The organism is Mycetocola sp. Y442 (assembly GCF_056898615.1).
Map to the genome: position 1 here is coordinate 730000 of NZ_JBXHBV010000003.1, position 19065 is coordinate 749064.

The 19065-nt window shown below is 64.6% G+C and carries 17 protein-coding genes and 1 tRNA gene; 3 read left to right on the forward strand and 15 right to left on the reverse strand.

Annotated features, from left to right (window positions below; translation table 11 throughout):
• Positions 1 to 41: 41 nt before the first annotated feature.
• The 6 genes from AC1X6S_RS15000 to AC1X6S_RS15025 are packed head-to-tail and all read right to left on the reverse strand — an operon-like array spanning position 42 to position 7198.
• On the reverse strand, positions 42 to 1775 hold the full coding sequence (locus tag AC1X6S_RS15000; protein ID WP_483406547.1) for a protein kinase domain-containing protein: 1734 nt from the start codon (positions 1773 to 1775) through the stop codon (positions 42 to 44).
• A complete protein-coding gene (locus AC1X6S_RS15005; RefSeq protein WP_483406548.1) occupies positions 1772 to 3226 on the reverse strand; it encodes a peptidoglycan D,D-transpeptidase FtsI family protein in 1455 nt (484 codons plus the stop codon). The genes AC1X6S_RS15000 and AC1X6S_RS15005 overlap by 4 nt, the downstream gene beginning before the upstream one ends.
• The gene (locus AC1X6S_RS15010) at positions 3223 to 4644 is read right to left on the reverse strand and encodes an FtsW/RodA/SpoVE family cell cycle protein (RefSeq protein WP_483406549.1); all 1422 of its coding nucleotides are present in this window, start codon (positions 4642 to 4644) and stop codon (positions 3223 to 3225) included. Before AC1X6S_RS15010 ends, AC1X6S_RS15005 begins: the two co-directional genes overlap by 4 nt.
• A complete protein-coding gene (locus AC1X6S_RS15015; protein WP_483406550.1) occupies positions 4644 to 5903 on the reverse strand; it encodes a Stp1/IreP family PP2C-type Ser/Thr phosphatase in 1260 nt (419 codons plus the stop codon). Before AC1X6S_RS15015 ends, AC1X6S_RS15010 begins: the two co-directional genes overlap by 1 nt.
• Positions 5904 to 5906: 3 nt before the next feature.
• Positions 5907 to 6455 carry an FHA domain-containing protein FhaB/FipA gene (locus tag AC1X6S_RS15020; protein ID WP_483406551.1) on the reverse strand — a complete coding sequence of 183 codons (549 nt, stop codon included), beginning with the start codon at positions 6453 to 6455 and terminating at the stop codon, positions 5907 to 5909.
• Positions 6452 to 7198, reverse strand: a complete 747-nt coding sequence (locus AC1X6S_RS15025) for an FhaA domain-containing protein (RefSeq protein ID WP_483406552.1) — start codon at positions 7196 to 7198, stop codon at positions 6452 to 6454. The genes AC1X6S_RS15020 and AC1X6S_RS15025 overlap by 4 nt, the downstream gene beginning before the upstream one ends.
• Positions 7199 to 7403: 205 nt before the next feature.
• On the opposite strand from AC1X6S_RS15025, the gene AC1X6S_RS15030 reads away from it, so the two are divergent.
• A tRNA-Leu gene (locus tag AC1X6S_RS15030) sits at positions 7404 to 7487 on the forward strand.
• A gap of 62 nt (positions 7488 to 7549) precedes the next feature.
• Here the strand turns inward: AC1X6S_RS15030 and AC1X6S_RS15035 are convergent.
• The 6 genes from AC1X6S_RS15035 to AC1X6S_RS15060 form a co-directional block, all read right to left on the reverse strand.
• The gene (locus tag AC1X6S_RS15035; protein ID WP_483406553.1) at positions 7550 to 8395 is read right to left on the reverse strand and encodes an ABC transporter permease; all 846 of its coding nucleotides are present in this window, start codon (positions 8393 to 8395) and stop codon (positions 7550 to 7552) included.
• Complete coding sequence (locus AC1X6S_RS15040; protein WP_483406554.1) at positions 8392 to 9378, reverse strand: ATP-binding cassette domain-containing protein; 987 nt, start codon at positions 9376 to 9378, stop codon at positions 8392 to 8394. The genes AC1X6S_RS15035 and AC1X6S_RS15040 overlap by 4 nt, the downstream gene beginning before the upstream one ends.
• A gap of 29 nt (positions 9379 to 9407) precedes the next feature.
• A complete protein-coding gene (locus AC1X6S_RS15045; protein ID WP_483406555.1) occupies positions 9408 to 10253 on the reverse strand; it encodes a DUF4097 family beta strand repeat-containing protein in 846 nt (281 codons plus the stop codon).
• Positions 10254 to 10331: 78 nt separating this feature from the next.
• Positions 10332 to 10820: a histidine kinase gene (locus tag AC1X6S_RS15050; protein ID WP_483406556.1), complete on the reverse strand. Its 489-nt coding sequence runs from the start codon at positions 10818 to 10820 to the stop codon at positions 10332 to 10334.
• Positions 10821 to 10949: 129 nt separating this feature from the next.
• Positions 10950 to 12734 carry a beta-glucuronidase gene (gene uidA, locus AC1X6S_RS15055; protein ID WP_483406557.1) on the reverse strand — a complete coding sequence of 595 codons (1785 nt, stop codon included), beginning with the start codon at positions 12732 to 12734 and terminating at the stop codon, positions 10950 to 10952.
• Positions 12735 to 12852: 118 nt separating this feature from the next.
• Complete coding sequence (locus AC1X6S_RS15060; protein ID WP_483406558.1) at positions 12853 to 14229, reverse strand: MFS transporter; 1377 nt, start codon at positions 14227 to 14229, stop codon at positions 12853 to 12855.
• Between the two features lie 374 nt (positions 14230 to 14603).
• On the opposite strand from AC1X6S_RS15060, the gene AC1X6S_RS15065 reads away from it, so the two are divergent.
• Positions 14604 to 15179 (forward strand): TetR/AcrR family transcriptional regulator, encoded by a 576-nt coding sequence (locus tag AC1X6S_RS15065; RefSeq protein WP_483406559.1) that lies wholly within the window; start codon positions 14604 to 14606, stop codon positions 15177 to 15179.
• An 80-nt stretch (positions 15180 to 15259) separates the two neighbouring features.
• On the forward strand, positions 15260 to 15622 hold the full coding sequence (locus tag AC1X6S_RS15070) for a hypothetical protein (RefSeq protein WP_483406560.1): 363 nt from the start codon (positions 15260 to 15262) through the stop codon (positions 15620 to 15622).
• Between the two features lie 69 nt (positions 15623 to 15691).
• Here the strand turns inward: AC1X6S_RS15070 and AC1X6S_RS15075 are convergent, their stop codons facing one another.
• The 3 genes from AC1X6S_RS15075 to AC1X6S_RS15085 form a co-directional block, all read right to left on the reverse strand.
• Positions 15692 to 15997, reverse strand: coding sequence for a metal-sensitive transcriptional regulator (locus tag AC1X6S_RS15075; protein ID WP_483406561.1), 306 nt, complete (start codon positions 15995 to 15997; stop codon positions 15692 to 15694).
• 8 nt (positions 15998 to 16005) lie between these two features.
• Positions 16006 to 17685 carry an FAD-dependent oxidoreductase gene (locus AC1X6S_RS15080; RefSeq protein WP_483406562.1) on the reverse strand — a complete coding sequence of 560 codons (1680 nt, stop codon included), beginning with the start codon at positions 17683 to 17685 and terminating at the stop codon, positions 16006 to 16008.
• A gap of 280 nt (positions 17686 to 17965) precedes the next feature.
• On the reverse strand, positions 17966 to 19012 hold the full coding sequence (locus AC1X6S_RS15085; RefSeq protein ID WP_483406563.1) for a LacI family DNA-binding transcriptional regulator: 1047 nt from the start codon (positions 19010 to 19012) through the stop codon (positions 17966 to 17968).
• Between the last annotated feature and the right edge of the window lie 53 nt (positions 19013 to 19065).

Here is a 19065-nt window from a genome sequence, read left to right on the forward strand (position 1 = left end):
ATCGCAAGTCAGTCGGGTACATCATAGCCGTTGGCCGATGTTCAACCGCCGGGAGTGTTCTCGCCCTCGGTCGGTGCCTGAATCGTCGCGGTCGCCGTCGGGGACTGGCCGGTCTCCTCCTGGCCGCAGTGTGCGCTGTAACTCACGCTGAACGGGCCCGGCGACGTGTTGACGGTGACCCTCGCGGTGTTCGACGAGACTTCACCACCGGCGGCCTGTGACGTGCCACCGGTCACCGTGATGCGGTAGCCGAGAAGCGACATCCCGGCAGGGCACCGGGTGAACGCAGCCCAGTTGACCGTGACCTCCGCCCCGGCCTCCAGCGTTGTGCAGCTTGCGTCGACGCAGGCGGCACCCGAGAGCGTCGGCGTTGCGGTCGGCGTCGGGATCTCCGCCATCGGGCTGTACACGGTGACCTTGACGACGCGACCCCTTTCGAGGTTGCCTTCGGGGTTGATCGCGTAGACAGTGCCGACTTCGTCCTGCGAGCTCGCGGCATTGCCGTCAACGCGCTCGGACGCTAGTCCGAGCGACCTGAGCTTCGTCGCGGCCTGGTCATAGGTGAGGCCGATGAAGTCTGACTGGCTCACGGCGATGAGGCTTTGCGTGGGTTCCGGCGTCGGCGTTTCCTCGGGCGGTTCCGTGGTCTCAACCGGTGCGCTCGTCGTCGTCTCAACCGGCGCCGGTGTCTCCTCCTGGTTGACCAGGGCGATGACCGTTCCGGTGAGGACAACGGCAAGAATCGCGATCAGGGCGATGAGCGGCCAGGTCCACGGGCTGCGCTTCTTCTTCTTTTCCGAGGTGGGCACCTCGGCCGTTGTGGTGGGGAGGTCGGTCGCGCCGGCCGCCGCCGTTCCGAGAAGAGCGGTTTCGGCATCCGAACCAAGAAGCATCGTCGCTGCTGTCGGCGTCGAGTCCCCTGCGATGGCAGGAACCGCGACGGTCGCAGCTGACACGTTGCCCTGGCGCAGAGCCTGCGCCGCGCGAGCCACGTGCGCAGCCGATGCCGGACGGTCTGCCGGGTTCTTGGCGATCATCGACAGCACGAAATTGCGAACCGGTTCCGAAACGGTCACGGGGAGTGGTGGCGGAGTCTCGTTGATCTGCGCCATGGCGATCGCTACCTGCGACTCACCGGTGAACGGACGCTTTCCGGCGAGGCACTCGTAGGCGACGATGCCGAGCGAGTAGATGTCGGTTGTCGGCGACGCGGCGTGGCCTGACGCCTGTTCCGGCGACAGGTACTGGACGGTGCCCATCACCTGTCCGGTAGCGGTCAGCGGTACCTGATCGGCGATGCGGGCGATGCCGAAGTCGGTGATCTTGACGCGGCCATCCGGTGTGATCAGGAGGTTGCCCGGTTTGATGTCACGGTGAACGAGCCCGGCGGCGTGAGCGGCCTGAAGTGCCGCCGCGGTCTGCGCGACGATGTCGAGGACCTTGTCGGTCGACAACACGTGTTCCCGCTCGAGCATCGTCGAGAGCGCCTCGCCCGGAACGAGTTCCATCACCAGGAAGGCACTGCCGTCCTCCTCACCGTAGTCAAAGACATTGGCGATGCCCTCGTGGTTCACGAGTGCTGCGTGGCGTGCCTCCGTGCGGAAACGCTCGAGGAAGTTGGGATCGCCGAGGTACTCATCCTTGAGGATCTTGATGGCGACGCTTCGGCCGATGACCAGGTCCGTGGCGTTCCACACTTCACCCATACCGCCGATGGCGATGCGGGATTCGAGCTCGTAGCGCCCCCCGAAGGTGACCCCTGCTGTGGGTCTCATTTGTTCAGCACCGCCTCTATGACTTTCTTGGCTATGGGAGCGGCCACGATGTTGCCGGAGCTGTGATGCCCCAGGTTGCCGTCATTCTCGACAACGACCGCGACTGCTACTTCCGGGTTTTCCGCTGGCGCGAAGCCGGTGAACCAGAGTGAATATGGTTCGCCTGTGCCGTTCTGCGCTGTTCCAGTCTTCCCAGCCACATCGACCCCCTCTATTCTTGCACCGTTGGATTGGCCCTCTGAGACGGCGCTGATCATCATGTCCGTCAGCTGGACGCAACTCTCCTCGTCGAGAGTTTCGCTCATGAGCTCAGGTTCGAAGCTTTGCAGAACTTCAAGGTTTCTCCCGGTAACCCGGTCAATCAGGTTCGGCGCCATCAGGTCGCCGTCATTCCCGATGGCAGCGGATGTCATCGCCATCTGCAGTGGGGTCGCCCGAACTTCGTACTGCCCAAATCCCGTCAAACCGGTCTGGGCATCGTCGAGGTTCGTGGGGTAGAAGCTCTTGCCAGATGGGAATGGCAGGAGCATTTCAGAGTTGAACCCGAACTTTTCGGCCTGCTCGCGAATCGCGTCGTCTCCGAGTTCGATGGCGAGTTCTGCCATCGGGACGTTGCAGCTCTGGCGGAGCGCTTCCTTGAGGGTGACCGTTTCGCCAGGTCCACACGCGGCGCGCGTCCAGTTGAAGACCTCGGACGTGCTGCCGGGCAGCTGGAAGCTCACCGGGTTGGGGAATGTGCTCTCCGGAGTGTACTTACCGCTCTCGAGCGCGGCGGCGGCAACGATGATCTTGAACGACGAGCCGGGAGGGTTCATGTCACCGCTCGTTGCACGGTTCGTGAGGGGCTTGAGCGGGTCGTCTTCCAGCGCGGCGTATGCTGCGACAACGGCCTTCGAGTCATGGCTCGCGAGGACGTTCGGGTCATACGTCGGCGAGGAGACCATGGCGAGGATGCGACCGGTCGCTGGTTCGATCGCGACGACGCCGCCCTGTCTGTCACCGAGCGCGTCGAACGCGGCCTGCTGGACGACGGGGTCGATGGTCACCTCGACGGCGGCGCCCTTGGGCGCCTGACCCGCCACGATCCTGTTGATGGTGTCGAGGAACTGCGTGTTTGATGTTCCCGAGAGGTAATCGTTCATGTACTGCTCGATGCCGGCCGACCCCTGGGTCGGGTTGTAGTAGCCGGTAACCGGTGCATAAAGCTCACCCTGCGGGTACTCACGCTGGAACGCGTACTGATCACCGGTCGGCACCGACTGGGCGATGACGGTTCCTCCGGCGAGGATCGGTCCGCGTTCGGTGTCGTAGCTGTCGTAGAGGGCGCGCGTGTTCCTCGGGTCCAGGCGGAGGGCATCCGCCTGCACGACCTGGATGAAGGTGGTGGAGACAAATAGTGCGGCGAACATCGCGAGCACCACGAAGCTCACTCGTTTGAGTTCTCGATTCATGCTGACACCTCCGATGCCGGTCCGGTTCGAACGCTGTCACTCACCCTGAGCAGCAGCGCGACGATGATCCAGTTCGCCACGAGTGACGAGCCACCCGCCGCGAGGAAGGGGGTGGTGAGGCCGGTGAGCGGGATGACGCGGGTGACGCCGCCGACCATGATGAACACCTGAAGGGCCACGGTGAACGCGAGGCCGATGGCGAGCAGCTTGCCGAAATCGTCCTGGCCGGCGAACCCGATCCGGATGCCGCGTGACACGAACAGGAGGTAGAGGCCGAGGATGGCGAACAGTCCGGCGAGGCCGAGTTCTTCACCGAGGCTCGCGATGATGTAGTCGCTCTGCGACAGCGGCGTGAGTTGTGGCCGGCCCTGGCCGAGTCCCGTACCGATGAGACCACCGTGGGCGAGCCCGAAGATGCCCTGCACCAGCTGGTAGCTGCCACCGGTGGCGTCGTAGACCTGCGGGCTGAAGGCATCCAGCCAGTTCTGGAATCGGCCCTGGACGTAGGTCAGCGTCTGCGACGCGAAGAAAGCGCCTCCACCGAACAGGCCGATGCCGATAAGGATCCAGCTGAGCCGGCCCGTGGAGATGTAGAGCATCACGGTGAACAGGCCGAAGTACAGGAGCGCGGTCCCCATGTCGTGCTGGAACACGATGATGAGCATCGACAGGGCCCAGACGACGAGAATCGGCCCGAGGTCGCGGAGGCGGGGGAATCGGATGCCGAGGATTTTCTTGCCGACCATCGAGAGGCTGTCGCGCGTACGCACCAGATACCCGGCGAAGAAGATGGCAAGTGCGATCTTCGCGATCTCACCGGGCTGGAAGCTGCCGAAGCCGCCGAGGCTGATCCAGACCCTCGCACCGCTAACCTCGCGACCCAGACCCGGAACCAGGGGGAGGAGCAGGAGGACGAAGGCGAGAGCGCCGAACAGGTAGGTGTAACGGAACAGCACCCGGTAATTGCGGATGACAAGGGTGACCACGATGGCAGCGATGATCGCGACGGCCGACCAGGTGATCTGCCGCGTGGACGCAGCCTCCCACCCGGAGAGATTCTTGGCGAGGTCGATCCGGTAAATCATGGCGATGCCGAGGCCATTGAGCACGGTGACGATCGGCAGGAGAAGCGGGTCAGCCTTGGGTGCCACGTAGCGGAGGCAGATGTGCAGGCCGATGACAAGCACCGAGAGCCCCGCACCGAGGTAGAGGAGCTCGAGGTCGATCACTCCGGTTGCGCCAAGCTGCACGAGCAGGATGGCGACGGAGTTGATGACGCACGCGAAGAGCAGAAGGGCGAGCTCGCGGTTACGGAGTTTCTGGGGCAGGTGGAGCTTGCGCATGGTGCGCAACACACTGGTGTCCGGCCGCAGCGCGGAACCGTCTGCCGGTTTCGTCAGATTCGAGGCGTTTGCCATCAGCCACCGTCCTCGTCCTGGGACGTCGTCGTCCTCAGTCGCGACACGATCTCTTCCGCTTCCTCGAGCGACGCGGCGCTCAGGGTCTGTTCCACTTGCTGGCGGTCATACGTCGAGAGAAGGGACAGCGGGATCCCGGTGTCCTTGTGCTCGTGCGAGAGACTGAACGGCCCGATGTCCTGCTGGATCCCCTGGTAGATGACGACCGTGTTGTCGTCGGCGCCCACGAAATAGCGCGACTGGGTCCACGCGTAGCCGAGGAGGGCGGCGAGCACGATGGCGAGTCCGAGGGCAATGGTCCCGACGAGCCAGGTGAGGCGCCGCCGCCTGGCCCGGCGGGCGTCCTCCTCGATAAGCTCATCGAGGTAATCCTCCGACGCTGGTTCGAAGTGGCTCGATGCAAGCGGGTTGGCGCGTGCCGCGTGAAGCCGCAGCGAGGGAAGCAGGCCGGCTCGCTTCGGCGCTTCGTTCTGGAAGGCGAGGGGCCGGGAAGCGGACCCGACGATGACCGGTGTCTGGGCGTTCGCGGATCGTTCGACGCCGACGTCGTAGATGACCACAGTGACGTTGTCTGGCGCCCCGCCATCGAGAGCCTTGCGGACCAGCTGTTCGCCGACCTGTCGCGCGGGCAGCTCCTGCGCGAGGGTCGCCTCGATCGCATCCTTGTCCACGACGCCGGAGAGGCCATCGGAACAGAGCATCCAGCGGTCGCCGGGGTGGGTGCCCATGATCATCGTGTCGATCTCGGGGTTGGAGTCGACGTCGCCGAGCACCCGCATGAGCACGGAGCGGCGCGGATGCACCATGGCTTCTTCCTCGGTGATGCGGCCGGAATCTACGAGGCGCTGCACGAAGGTGTGGTCTGTGGTGATCTGGCTCAGTTCACCGTCACGGAGGAGGTAGATGCGGGAGTCACCGATGTGGGCAATCGCGATTTCGTCGCCGACAGCGGCAATGGCGTCGACCGTTGTGCCCATGCCGGCCAGTTCGGGGTGCTCGAACACGGCGTCGGCGAGCTCGTTGTTCGCCGAGATGATGGCCGACTGGAGTGCCGCTTCGGCGTCCTGCGCGCTGGTGTAATCGGCATCCGCTTCGATGATGCGTTGAAGCGCGATCGCGGATGCCACGTCACCGCCCGCGTGACCGCCCATGCCGTCGGCGACAACAAACAGGTGCTTCCCGGCGTAGCCGGAGTCCTGGTTGTTCGACCTGATCTTCCCGACGTGGGAGATGGCCGCGGAGTCGCCCGCTTTCGTCATCGTTTACCGCCGCAGTTCGAAACTGGTCGCGCCGACCTTGATCGGGGTGCCGAGAGTGATCTGCGTCGGTGCACTGATGCGCTTGCCGCCGAGGAATGTGCCGTTGGTTGAGTCCAGGTCCTGGATCATCCAGTCTTCATTCCAGAGCAGGAGTTTGGCGTGGTGGGTTGAGGTGTAGTCGTCGCGGATCACGAGGCCGGAGTCCGGCGCACGACCGATGGTGAGCGGGTCGCGGCCGAGGGAGACCTCGAGACCCTCCTTGGGGCCGGCGGTGATGACCAGCCGACTGACGTTGTGGATTGTCGCTTTCTCGTTCTTGCGCGGCTGGGGAGGCAGCGAGGGTGGTGCCGCGGCCGCCCGTGGCGGAACAACGGGAGCTCGAGGAGCAATGTTCTGCACGGGAGCGGGTGACGCGGCGGCGGCTGCCGCGGGCGTCTTGCGCGGGGTCTGCCCGAAGAGATCGGAGCGCAGTGCGTAGACGATGGCGAAGACGAACAGCCAAAGCAGCACAAGGAAGCCGATCCGAAGGACCAGCAGAGTGAGTTCACTCACCGTGCAGGCCCCCAAAATCCGTCGCCGGCGTCGTAAGCCCGCGTTGAATCTTCGGGTTCCATCGCTGAGTTTCGGGTCGTAGCCTGTGCCAACACTCGGAACACAATACGCGTTCGGCCGATCTGTACGACCGAGTCTGGTTCGAGCACGGCCTGGCTGAAGGCCTGACCGTTGAGGGTCGAACCGTTCGTCGAGCCGAGGTCACGGGCCTGCGCTCGCTCACCGTCCCAGAGGATTTCGACGTGTTTGCGGCTCGTCCCCGAATCATCGACGGTGATGTCGGCGTCGCTTCCGCGCCCAATGATGGTGCGGCTTTTCTCGATCGGGTACCGCTTGCCGCCGATGTCGAGGACCGGCGTCCACGACACCTGGCCTTTGACGTTGACCGAGTCGACCTGGAGCATCCCGTCGCTGAGTGATGAATCGGCTGTCAAACGGATGCTGACACCACCGGCAAATTGATAGCCCTGGTTTTTCGCGTGCTTCTGGACGAGGCTCGTGAGTTCGTCGATGAGAGCCGGCCCGATTCCGGTCATCCGTTCGTAGTCGGATGGCGACATGCTCACGACGAACTGGTTGGGCGCGAGGATGCGCTCGCGGCTCACGACGGCAGCCTTGGTGTCGAGTTCCCGCTTGAGAGCGGACGTGATCTCGACCGGCTGAAGCCCCGAACGGAAGGTCTTGGCGAACGCACCGTTTACGGCGCGTTCGAGACCTTTCTCGAAGTTGTCCAGAATGCCCACAGGTCTCCCGATCGCGTGAAATAGCTATGCACATGTTAGTGGTCGGGGCTGAGAGTGGCACCGGAACGGGCGTCATGCCAGCATTCGCTGGCGCATTCGCGCCGATTACAGTACGGTTCGCTCGTCCTGGCCCTGGCCTCGAATGGAGTTCGAGCGCGTGCCATGCTAATCTCGCTGAGTTGACATGCGTGCATGTCGCAACACTGCGCGAGTGGCGGAATTGGCAGACGCGCTGGCTTCAGGTGCCAGTGCTCGAAAGGGCGTGGGGGTTCAAGTCCCCCCTCGCGCACAGTGAGTTTGATCGGCAAAAGGCCACCGGATCCCGGTGGCCTTTGTCGTTTCCGGCCCGCGTCAGCGCACCGACTTCCGCTCATAGATCGCCATCGACCAGACGTACCCGACGACCGCGATGACAACGCACCACCCGATCGCCAGCGCCGGGTTCCAGCCGAGCGGAGTGCCGAGCAGCAGGCCTCGCACCGTCTCAATGAACGGTGTGAACGGCTGGTACTCGGCAAACCACCGCAGCCCGGCCGGCATTGAGTCCGTCGGGACAAAGCCGCTTCCGAGCAGCGGCAGGATGGTCAGGATGAGTGGCAGGTTGCTCGCGGTCTCAACCGACTTCGCCTGCATCCCCATCGCCACTCCGAGCCAGCAGAGTGCATAGGAGATGAGGGCGATCAGGCCAGCGGCTGCCAGCCATTCGATTGGACCCGCCGTCGGCCGGAACCCGATCAGCACGCCGACCCCGAGCACGAGCGCAACGGCGATGATCGCCTGGATGGTGTTGCCGAGCACATGCCCGGCGAGGACCGCCGCGCGCGAGATCGCCATGGTGCGGAAGCGCGCCGTGATTCCCTCGATCATGTCCATCGAGACAGTGATGGCGGCTCCCGTTATCGCTCCGCTGATCGTGATCAGCAGGATGCCCGGCATGACGTAGGCGGTGTATGCCTCGCGAGCCGTAGCGGGGTCAGCTCCGGGCAGGCCGGCTCCGAGCGTGCCGCCGAAGACGAACACGACGAGCAGCAGGGCAATGACCGGCCCAAGGATGGTGAACAGCGACAGGCCCGGGTAGCGAACCATGTGCAGCAGGTTGCGCCGCAGCATCGTCACCGAATCGGCGATGATGTGCGATTGGCGGCGGATGCCCGTGGCTGGGCCGGTGGCCGGGCGCGGTGCGGTGACTGTGGTCATGAGACTGTTCCTTTCGACGTGGCCCGGCTGGCCTGTTCCCTCTTCCCTGTCAGGGCAAAGAACACGTCATCGAGGTCGGGGGTAGTGATACTGAGGTCGTCGACGTCGACGTGAGCCGCATCGAGGCGGTCCAGGATGGTTCGCAGCGTTCGTATTCCGCCGGCACTTGGCACACTCAGCGCCAGGGCGGCATCATCGCGTTCCGCTCCCGCCAATATGCCGGAAGCGGCATCCAGTGCAGCGGCATCCGCGAATCGAAGCTGGACGCGTCCGCCGGGGACGAGGCGCTTGAGCTCCTCCGGGGTTCCATCGGCGACGATCCGGCCATCGTCGAGTACTGCGATTCTGTGTGCCAGCTCGTCGGCCTCATCGAGGTACTGGGTGGTGAGCAGTACTGTCGTGCCCTCCGCCACCAGCGCTCTGACAATGTCCCACATGGTGTGGCGACTCCGGGGGTCGAGGCCGGTCGTTGGCTCGTCGAGGAAGATCACGCTCGGGGTCGAGACCAGGGTCATGGCGAGGTCAAGCCGCCGCCGCATCCCTCCCGAGTAGGTGGCGAGAGGCTTGCGTGCCGCGTCGACCAGATCGAACTGCTCGAGCAGCTCGGCCACCCGGGCCTTCGAGCGTGTCGGGCCGAGGTGGCGGAGGCGGGCCATCAGCAGCAGGTTTTCCTCGCCGGTGAGCAGCCCATCGACGGCGGAGAACTGCCCGGTCAGGCCGATCGATGCACGGACGCCATCCTGCTGACGAAGGATGTCGAATCCGTTGACGGATGCCGAGCCGCCATCCGGACGGATGAGTGTCGACAGGATGTGTATCGCCGTTGTCTTGCCCGCCCCGTTGGGACCAAGGAGCGCGGTGACGGTACCCGCCTGGACGGAGAGGCTGACGTCGTCGAGGACGACCTTGTCGCCGTAGGACTTTCGGAGTCCGGTGACGTGGATAGCTGGCGTGTTTCCTGCGGTGTTCCCTGCGGTGCTCATTGGGGTGTTCCCTTCGAATCAGCCCGGCTTCATCGGGCGCGTTGAATGGTGATGTTGCCGAACTGGGTCCGCGCACGCACCGCGACGGTTTGTTCGGATGTGTCGGGTGCGGCGCCACCCTCGAGGTCGTTGCGCACGCGTCCGTCCCTGGATGACGCATCAAGCCAGGCGGGGATGCCGTCACGGACGCCGATGGAGATCTGGCCGAATCCGCTCTCGACCTGGATCGAGCCACTCGAGACCTCGCGCAATTCGATAGCGCCGTACGCAGTCTTCGCGGTCACCGACCCGAGTGCCCTCTCGATCTCGAGGTCACCGTACGAGAGCTTCGCCTCGAGTTCACCGCCGGATTCAGCGACCCTGATGTTGCCGTGGGACGACTTGAGCAACGCGTCGCCGGTCACGGTGCCGACGCGGATCTGGCCGTGATCCGCGGTGATCTCGGCACCGCCGTTCGCGGTTCCCACTGTTGTATTGCCGTGACCGGCGCGGAGCCACAGGTCGCCCGTCTGCTCCAGGTCAACGGCACCTGTCGATGCTTTGATCCGGGTGGCGCCGAGGCGGCCCCGTGAATTCAGGTTCCCGACCGAGATGTCGGCGGTGAGCCGTGACCCCGTCGGCAGTTCGACGGTCAGGTCGACAGACTCGGACGGCCCGATGAAGCTGAGTCTGGGCTTCGGACCGGTCACCGTCAGGCGTTGCCCGTCGAAATCGATCTTTGTCTCCTCGGCGCCCCGGCGGTCAACGGCCTTGGCGGGGTTGGTCGGTGACGCCGTCACGACGGTGTCTTCGCGGTCGCTCGCGACGACGGTGATTTCCCCGACCGGCAGCTTGATGGCGAGGTCTATGGGGTGTGGTGTGGTGAATCTGGGCATGCGTGCGCCTCCCTTTCTCTGGGCGTGCTTGACCGACCCCGTGGTGTCACGGGGCTCGTAATGTGGTGAGCCGGGCTTTTACCGCGCCCAGCCGGCGAAGTTGTCGCCGGTGCGCAGCGTTCGCTGTGCGTTTCGTCGTTGCTTGGGGGCGAGGGCGGCGGCAACCGCTCGGACCAGCCAGGTGTTGACCGACAGGCCGTCGGCGGCTGCCGCCTCGTCTACCCGCGCCTTGAGAGCGTCTGGCAGGCGAAGAGTGGTGCGTGAGGTGCTTGTGTCATCGAGATCGACCGCCGCGAGTGCGCGATCGTCGGTGTCGAGCTCCGGCGTGGGCTGCGTGACGACGAATTCAACGTCGCGCCCGCGCAGGCGCAAGTCAACCGATCCGGGGGCGAGATCGCGGGTGATTTCACCGACGGCGGCGGACAGCGCCTCGAGGAGCACGAGTCGCGTCGCGGAGTCCAGACCGGCTGCGAGCCGCTCGGCCACGGCGCGGGTGTCTTCCGCGCCGTTCGCGGCGGCATCCACCAGCTGGCGTTGGAGGTCAGTGACGTACGGCCCAAGTTCCATGACATCAGTGTGACACCACGATGGTGTCAGGTCAAGAGAAAAGTGGTGTCACCTCACACACCGCAAACACCACAGGAGATCACCGCGTGATTCGCGGGTGATCTCCTGTGGTGCGTCGGTGCTGTGGAGTTAGCCCCGTGGGTGGGTTTCGAGGTTGGTCCAGCGCGCGCGGAGGGCGTGTGCCGCTGCCTTCGGTTTACGGTCCCGAGTGAACACACCCTTCTTGTTGCCGTCCACGCGGATGATGCCAGCCGCGGTTTGGAAGTCAGCGAAGTTCCACACTTGCTCACCGACGAAAGACTCGATGCGGTCGAACACTCGGTGGTTCATCTCGAGGTAGGCGGCCTGGTATTCCTCGGTCCATGGCTGATCAAATACCGAGTGCAGTCCTGTCACGGTGTCGGCACCGTATTCGGTCATGATCATGGGCTTGCCGTACTTCTCTTCCCAGCCTCGCAACTCGCCCTCGAGGTGCTTCTCGGCCGAGGCGAGGTCGGCGTGGTCGATGTACCAGCCGTAATAGCGGTTGAGGCAGAGCACGTCGAAGAGGTCGGCGATGCGGTCCTGCTCGAAGGTGGCGAGCATCACGTTGACGAAGGTGATCGGGCGGGTCGGATCGAGCTCCCGGGTGAGCGTTGCGAGTGGCTCAAAGTACTCGCGGGCGCCATCAGAGCCGGAGTCAGGCTCGTTGGCGATCGACCACATCACGACGCTCGGGTGGTTCTTGTCGCGCGCGATGAGTTCGCGCAGTGCCTGGGCGTGTGCCTCCCGAGTCTCGTCGTTGACGGTATCTGGCCCGAAGGTGGGCACAACGGGGCCGCCCAGGAAGCCGCCGATCACGGAAAAATTCAGTCCGACGGCCGCGGTCTCGTCGATGACGACGATGCCGTGCCTGTCGGCGTATTCGAGAACCTCTTCGGCGTATGGGTAGTGCGACGTGCGGAACGAGTTCGCCCCGATCCACGTCATCAGCTCGAAGTCGTGCACGAGGTAGGCGTCGTCGTGGCCTTTGCCGCGGACCGCTGTGTCCTCGTGCTTGCCGAAGCCGGTGAAGTAGAACGGCTCACCGTTGATGAGGAACTGGTTGCCACGCACCTCGACCGTGCGAACGCCGATCGCGAGGGGATAGCTGTCGACGACCTCACCGTCCTGGAGCACCTCGGCGACGAAGTCATAGAGGTAGGCAGCGCCGGGTTGCCAGAGTTGGACGTTCGAGATGTGAACAGTGCCGGTCGCGCCGTCCGCCTCGCCAACGATGGTGCCGGAGGCATCCGTGATCCGCACGCGTACATCGGCGTCGGATGTCGTGACGACGTCGTAGGTGACGAGGCCGTCGGCGCCCTCAAGCCGAGTGTCGATTGTGACGTCGTCGACCCGGACCGCTGGGGCGCTGTACAACCACACCGAGCGGGCAAGGCCGGCGTAGTTGTAGAAGTCATGCAGGTAGGTTTGGCGTTTGCGGCCGTCGTCGCCGACCGTGACGTTGCCCGGCGGGATCGTGACGTTGGAGAGCATGTTGCTCACTCCGACGGTGAGGCGAAACTCGCCGCCGGGGGTCACCTGGTCGGTGATGTCGGCTTCGAACGGGGTGTAGCCGCCGATGTGCTCGACGACGAGGTCGTCGTTCACGTAGACCCGGCCCTCGTGCGTCGCTGCGTCGAAACGAACGAAGATGCGCTCGCCGGCCCAGCCCCGCGGCACGCGGACTGTGCGCTGGTACCAGACCCACCCGACGTGGTCGCGGATGTTTGCATCAACGAAAAGGTCGTTGTAGCTCGCGGGAACGGGAGCCTCGCGCGGCGTATCGAGTGTGGTCGACCACGGCGCGTCACCCGCTGTCGTGTCCAGGGCGAACCGCCACAGGCCGTCGAGGCGGACGAGTTCGCGAGTGGCGGTGGAGCGGGGCTTCAGCATGGGGGAAATCTCCTTGAGCGACATTGCTGGGCGAGCGGGACTGTGTCCCGTTGTGATCATCAAAGCAGAAGAGGACGGATGCTGGCAAGCGGTTGCCAGCATCCGTCCTCTTCCAGGGTCAGGCGCGGTCTGCTGCGGGTGCGAGCTCGGCCTCCTCACGGGCAGCCTGCCGAGCGGCGTCCTTCGGGTAAATGCGGTACATCAGGGTCCACAGCACCGCGTTGATCAGGTACGGCACCGAGATGAGCCAGAACATCAACGTCTCCAGCCCGAGCGCGTCGGCGAGGAAACCGAACGCGAGGCTGAACAGTGCAGCGAACAGGCCCTGGACGAAGGAGAAGATGAGCGCGTATGCGGTGGCAACGACCTTCTTCGACACGACCGAGCCCACGATGGGAAGCACGGCACCCGGGTGGCCGATCGAACTGACCAGGCCGGTGAGGAAGATCACGATGTAGATCGCGACACCCGTGCCCCAGTCGATCTGGAACAGCAGAGCGGTCGAGACTGCGAAGAGGACGAGGTATCCCTGCATCATCATGACCCGGCCTCGCGGGCCGAAGCGTCGTTCGAACCAGTCGCCGAGGAACCCACCGGCCAGGCCGCTGATGACAGCGCCGAGCATGTATACCGACATGAGGATCGCGGCGTCCGCCGTGCTCCAGCCGCGTTCGTCGACGAAGTAGGTGATGAAGAATGCGAACAGGACGAGGCTCGTGGTCAGGATAACCTGCACGGCCATGAAGAGGATCGTCTTCGTGCGCAGCAGGTCCCTCGCGGCGCGGAAGTTGAACTTCATGGCATCCGGATCGATCGCACCGACAGGGGTGTGCTTCAGCGGTTCGTGGACGAAGAGCAGAATGAAGACACCGGAGAGGACGCTGATTCCGCCCATCACGAACATTCCGTAGCGCCAGCCGTCGTCGATGTTGGCAAACTGCCCGATGATCGGTGTTGCAATGACCGAGGCGAGGGTTGCGATCGTGCGCAGCATGCCGAACGCCTTGCCCCGCTCCCTGGATGAGTACATGTCGACGACGAGGCCGTTGACGATGGGCTCTGACGCCACCGTGCCCAGGACGCCGATCGTGTACAGGACGAAGAGTTGCGTGGAGTCCTGCGCGAAGCCGGCGGCGATCGTCCACAAGCCCCACAGTCCGGTCGCGATGAAGAGGATCTTCTTCCGGCCGTAGCGGTCGGCGAGGGAGGCCCAGATCGGGCCAAACAGCATCCGCGCGAACCGGCTGATCGCCGTGAGGATACCCAGCGCGCTGGTCTGCAGGCCCAGGGCGTCGCGGATGACGGGGAAGAGCGTGTTGACGAGTCCGCCCTCGAACCCGTCGACGATGCTGGCAAAGCCAAGAGCGAGCAGGCCGCGACCTCGTCCCTTGGGCTTCTTCGGGACCGGCATGGCGGCCGTATTCGTCCCGTGCGTGGCCTGGGCCTGCGTAGCGTCGAGGGGCTTGTCCACCGACTTGTCGAGAGGCGTGCTCACCGCAGCACCTCCGCGCCAGGGAACTGTAACTGCAAGGCACGCATCCGAACTCCTTTGTCTGAAGATGCAATCGATGGGCGTCCGTCATCGGTGACGGCACCGGGGTAGTGCTTGGCGACCATTCAACGCCGGGCTGGGCCTTTTGTCAACCGATTGCCAAAATATTCCTCCAGAGCCAGATTTACTGCGCCAGCATGCGAAACAAGCGGGTGCCAAATCACTGCTGCCGAGGCGCGTTATCGTGCGGACCGCACGTCGTACGGTGATGGGAGGTCGAAGCGCTGTGCTGTGACGGGGGAAACCGGTGCAGGCTGGGCGCGCAAGCTGCACGCGATGGAGTCCGGCCCGGGCGCGGGCACAGGGATAATGGCCCCATGCCCAAGATCACGGCCCCGACCGTTGCGGAACACCGCATTCTTCAGCGTCGTGCGCTCCTCGACGCCGCGGAGTCGATCATCGCTGACCAGGGGGTCGCCAGCGTTACCCCGCGATCGGTCGGAGAACGCGCCGGGTTGTCCCGCTCGAGTTTCTACGAGTACTTCCCCTCGAAAGACGACCTCCTCGCCGCGATTGCCATTCAGGCGTTCGAGGAGTGGGTCGCGGAGCTCGAGACCGCGACCGCAGCGGTGTCTCCCGGACCTGACCGCCTCCACGCCTATGTCGATGCGACGATGCGCATGACGGCGGACGGCAAGCACTCCCTGGCAACCGGACTTCGCGACGCCGATCTCTCACCGAAGAGCCGGGACGCCATCATTGCGATGCACGACATGCTGCTGGCGCCGCTCAGGACCCTGCTCGAGGAGATGCAGATTCCGGATGCCGCGACGGCGGCCATGCTCGTCCAGGGCATGATCAACTCGGGCGTTCAGCTGGTCGGCCACGGCGTCCCGGCCGAGGAGGTCACCACCTCCATCAACGCGATGCTCGATTCCGGTATTCACGCCTGACGACGGCATCCGTCACAGTTGGCTGAGGTCCGCGCTCGCCGGATTCGTGTTATCGACACACTGTCGATAACATCGGGACCATGGAGATTCTGAAGAACGTCATACTCGCATTCCACATCATCGGCATAGCCAGTCTGCTCGGTGGTGTCCTGGTGCAGATCTCTCAGATCAAGCTCGGAAAGACGCGTATCGTCCCCGCCATCATGCACGGTGCCTGGCTGCTCCTCATCACCGGTGTTCTCCTCGTCGGACTCCAGTACCCGCTCGGACACGAGGTCAACAACCTCAAGATCACCGTCAAGCTCGTCGTGCTCATCGCCATCTTCGTGATCGCTTTCATGAATAAGAAGCGCGATGTGCTCGCCAGCTGGGTCATCCCCGCACTCGGCGGCCTGGCCGTCGCCAACATCCTCATCGCAACGGTCTGGAAGCAGTACAACTAGGACTACACGCGAACGAAGCGCCGGTCGGGTCAACACCCGCCCGGCGCTTCGTGCATTCCCGGATGCCGGTCAGGCGAGCGTCAGAAAGAGCTTCTCCAGCTCATCGACCGTCATCGGGTCGCTCTTCTCGCCCGTGCCACTGACGCAATCCTTCATCGCCGATGACACGATGGTGAAGCCCGCACGGTCGAGAGCTTTTGAGACGGCGGCGAGCTGGATGACAACGTCACGGCACTCGGCCCCGGACTCGACGGCAGCGATGACCGATGACAGCTGTCCCTGCGCGCGCTTCAGCCGATTCAGTACCTTTTTCTGGTTGTCGTCGGGAGTTTCGGCGGCAGGTTCAGCGGGAACGGGTGCGGTGGGTGTCGACATGGGCGTCCTTACGCGAGTGAGGTAGCGGGAGGTGTGCGGTGGGCGCCGGTCTTCGGCGACGTGGCTGCCGTTCCGGCGAGCCAGGTGCGGTAGCCACCATCGAGGTTGCGTACGTCGTGCCCAAGCTGGGCGAGGAGCCGCGAGGCGGTGTGCCCGCGCTGCCCGACCTGGCAGTGGACGATGAGCGGAGCGTCCGGCAGTTCAGCGTCGCGTTCACGGATCTCGTCGAGAGGCAGGTTGATCGCCCCCGGGATCGTGCCCCTGTCGAATTCACCCGCGGAACGAACGTCGATCAGGATCGCCCCGGCCGAAATCGCGTCATCGAGTTCGTGCCACTGGACGCTGCGGCTTGCCCCCGTTGCGAGGTTGTCGGCGACGTAGCCCGCCATGTTGACGGCATCCTTCGCCGAGCCGAACTGGGGCGCATACGCGAGCTCCAGTCGCGACAGCTGGGATGCTGTCAGACCGCCGGCCATCGCCGTGGCGATGACGTCGATTCGCTTGTCGACGCCGGACCCGCCGACGATCTGGGCGCCGAGGATGGCATCCGTTTCAGTGTCGACGAGGAGCTTCATCGACATTTGTTCGGCGCCGGGATAGTAACCGGCGTGCGATGACGGATGCGTGTGGATGACGCGGTGTGGCCGGCCAGCGGCGAGCAGCCGGGCCTCGCTCCAACCGATCATCGCGATGGCAAGGCCGAAGAGTCCGACGATCGATGCGCCGAACGCGGGCACGCTCGGCTCAGCGATGCCGACGATGGCATCTGCGGCTGTCCTGCCGTGGCGGTTGGCGAGGCCGGCCATCGTCACGAGCGTCGCGCCATGGTCGATGGCGTCAGTTTTCTCAACCGCGTCGCCGACCGCGTAAATCGAGGGGTCACTCGTGCGCTGGAATTCATCGACGACGATGCCGCCGCTGGCCCCGATGGCAAGGCCAGCGTCGCGAGCGAGGGAGGAGTCGGGTCGCACGCCGCGTGCGTCGATGATGAGGTCGGCGGCGACGACGGTTCCGTCGTCGAGGTGCACTTTGCCGGCGCGGATATCGGTGACCGTGGTGTGAACGCGAAGGTCGACACCGTGGTCGAGGAGCGCGTCGATGACCGGGGCAGCCATCTCGGGATCCAGGGGGGACAGCGGACGGGGTCCGCGCTGGACGAGCGTCACGGCGAGTCCCCTGGCGACGAGGTTCTCGACCGCTTCGAGCCCGATGAATCCGGCTCCCATGACGACAGCGCGCGCGCTGTCGCCGACCTTATCGAGAACCGTGGCGATGGCATCCACGTCGTCGACGGTTCGCAGGGTGTGGATCGGGACGCCATTTCCGGGGAGAGTGCCGGTTACCGTTGCTCCAGCGGCCAGGATCAGGACGTCGTACGGCTCCGTGTGCGTGATGCCGTCGCGGACGCCGGTGACCTCTACCGTTCTGGATTCGCGGTTGATGCGAGTGACCTCCTGGAGTACCCGCGCATCGAGGCGAAAACGTGCGGCGAGTGAGGCGGGAGTCTGGAGGAGGAGGCTCTCCCGATCCTCGATGATTCCACCGACGTAATACGGCAGGCCGCAGTTCGCGAACGAGACGTATGGCCCGCGCTCGAACACGACGATCTCCGCGCTCTCGTCGAGACGGCGCAGGCGGGTTGCCGCGGACATCCCGCCCGCGACACCTCCGATGATGACAATCTTCACAACGGTCCCGTTCCGCTTAGCGGCCGAAAAGACGCGAGAAGAACCCGCCTGAGCTTGGCGTGTTCTCGTGACCCTGGCATCGGTCAGCGCGCGGCACGCCCACCATGACCGCATCGACGTGCTGCCCGCAGCCCGCCCATGTCGTTTTTCCACAGGTCCTGCAGGTCACAGCTCGGCACATCGTTTGAATTCTCCCTCGGTATTCGGGCGCCCGACGGGGTACCCGAAGCCAACGGTAAGATACCCCAGGGGGTATACAAAATCCACGCGGGAACTGTGACTACTTTGACAGGGAACCCTTATTGCGCGGCGTCTTCGGCGGCGCCGTCGATGTCCGAACGACGAGTTCCGGAAAGAGCGGTTCTATGGCAACCGGCGCGCGTTTCTCGATCATGTCGATGACACGTGTTGCCGTTGCCCGACCGACTTTCTCGAACGGCTGCCGAACAGTGGTGAGCGCGGGTGCAGCGTATGCCGCGAGGGCTATGTCGTCGACGCTGACCACGGAGATCTCGTTAGGCACCGTACGACCCGCTTCGTGCAGGGCCCGAATTACACCGAAGGCCATCTCATCGCTGGAGACGAAGACAGCAGACGCGTCGGGGATCGCCGCGAGGGTCCGTCCTGCGCGATAGCCGGACTCAGGCGACCAGTCGGCCGGAATGACCGGCGGTGGGGTTATGCCGTGCTCTTCGAGCACTGCCTCCCACTCTTCGCGGCGGGCCTTTGACTCCTGCCAGAACTCAGCTCCGGAGACGTGCCACACCGAGCGGTGACCAAGCTCGAGCAGGTGCTCGGTTGCCAGGCGCGCGATGGCGCGTTGATCGACGAGCGCGTCGATCCCTGTGCTGTCGAACTGGCGGTGTCCGACGGTGGGCGTTCGCTCGGTGCGGGTACCAAGGGCTTCCGCGAGGTAACCGACCGGCGCGAGAATAACGATCCCTTCAGAGCCCTGGCGCTCCAGCCGTTCGAACGCCTCCACGAACGCAGCAGGCGCAGAGTGTTGTGGAACGCTTGCGGTGGTAACCGTGTACCCCGATTCTGCCGCGACAGCTTCGACGCCGAGCAGAATGGCGCTTGTCGAATAGCGTCCGGACGAGACGAGGATGACCCCGAGGGTGCGGGTCCGGCCAGACGCGAGCGACGCGGCCGCCGCGTGGAGGCGATAACCGACGGCGTCGACGGCGGTCATTACCCGACGCGCGGTTTCAGGTCGCACGTTCGAATGACCGGAAATCACCCGTGACACCGTCTGGGCGGAGACCCCGGCCGCGCGCGCGACATCGACCTGACTTGGCGACCGATCCTCGGGTGAACGACGTGGCATGCCCACCATCGTAGTGAGCGTTCACTCCGCCGACGTCGCTCAACCGGGGAGCT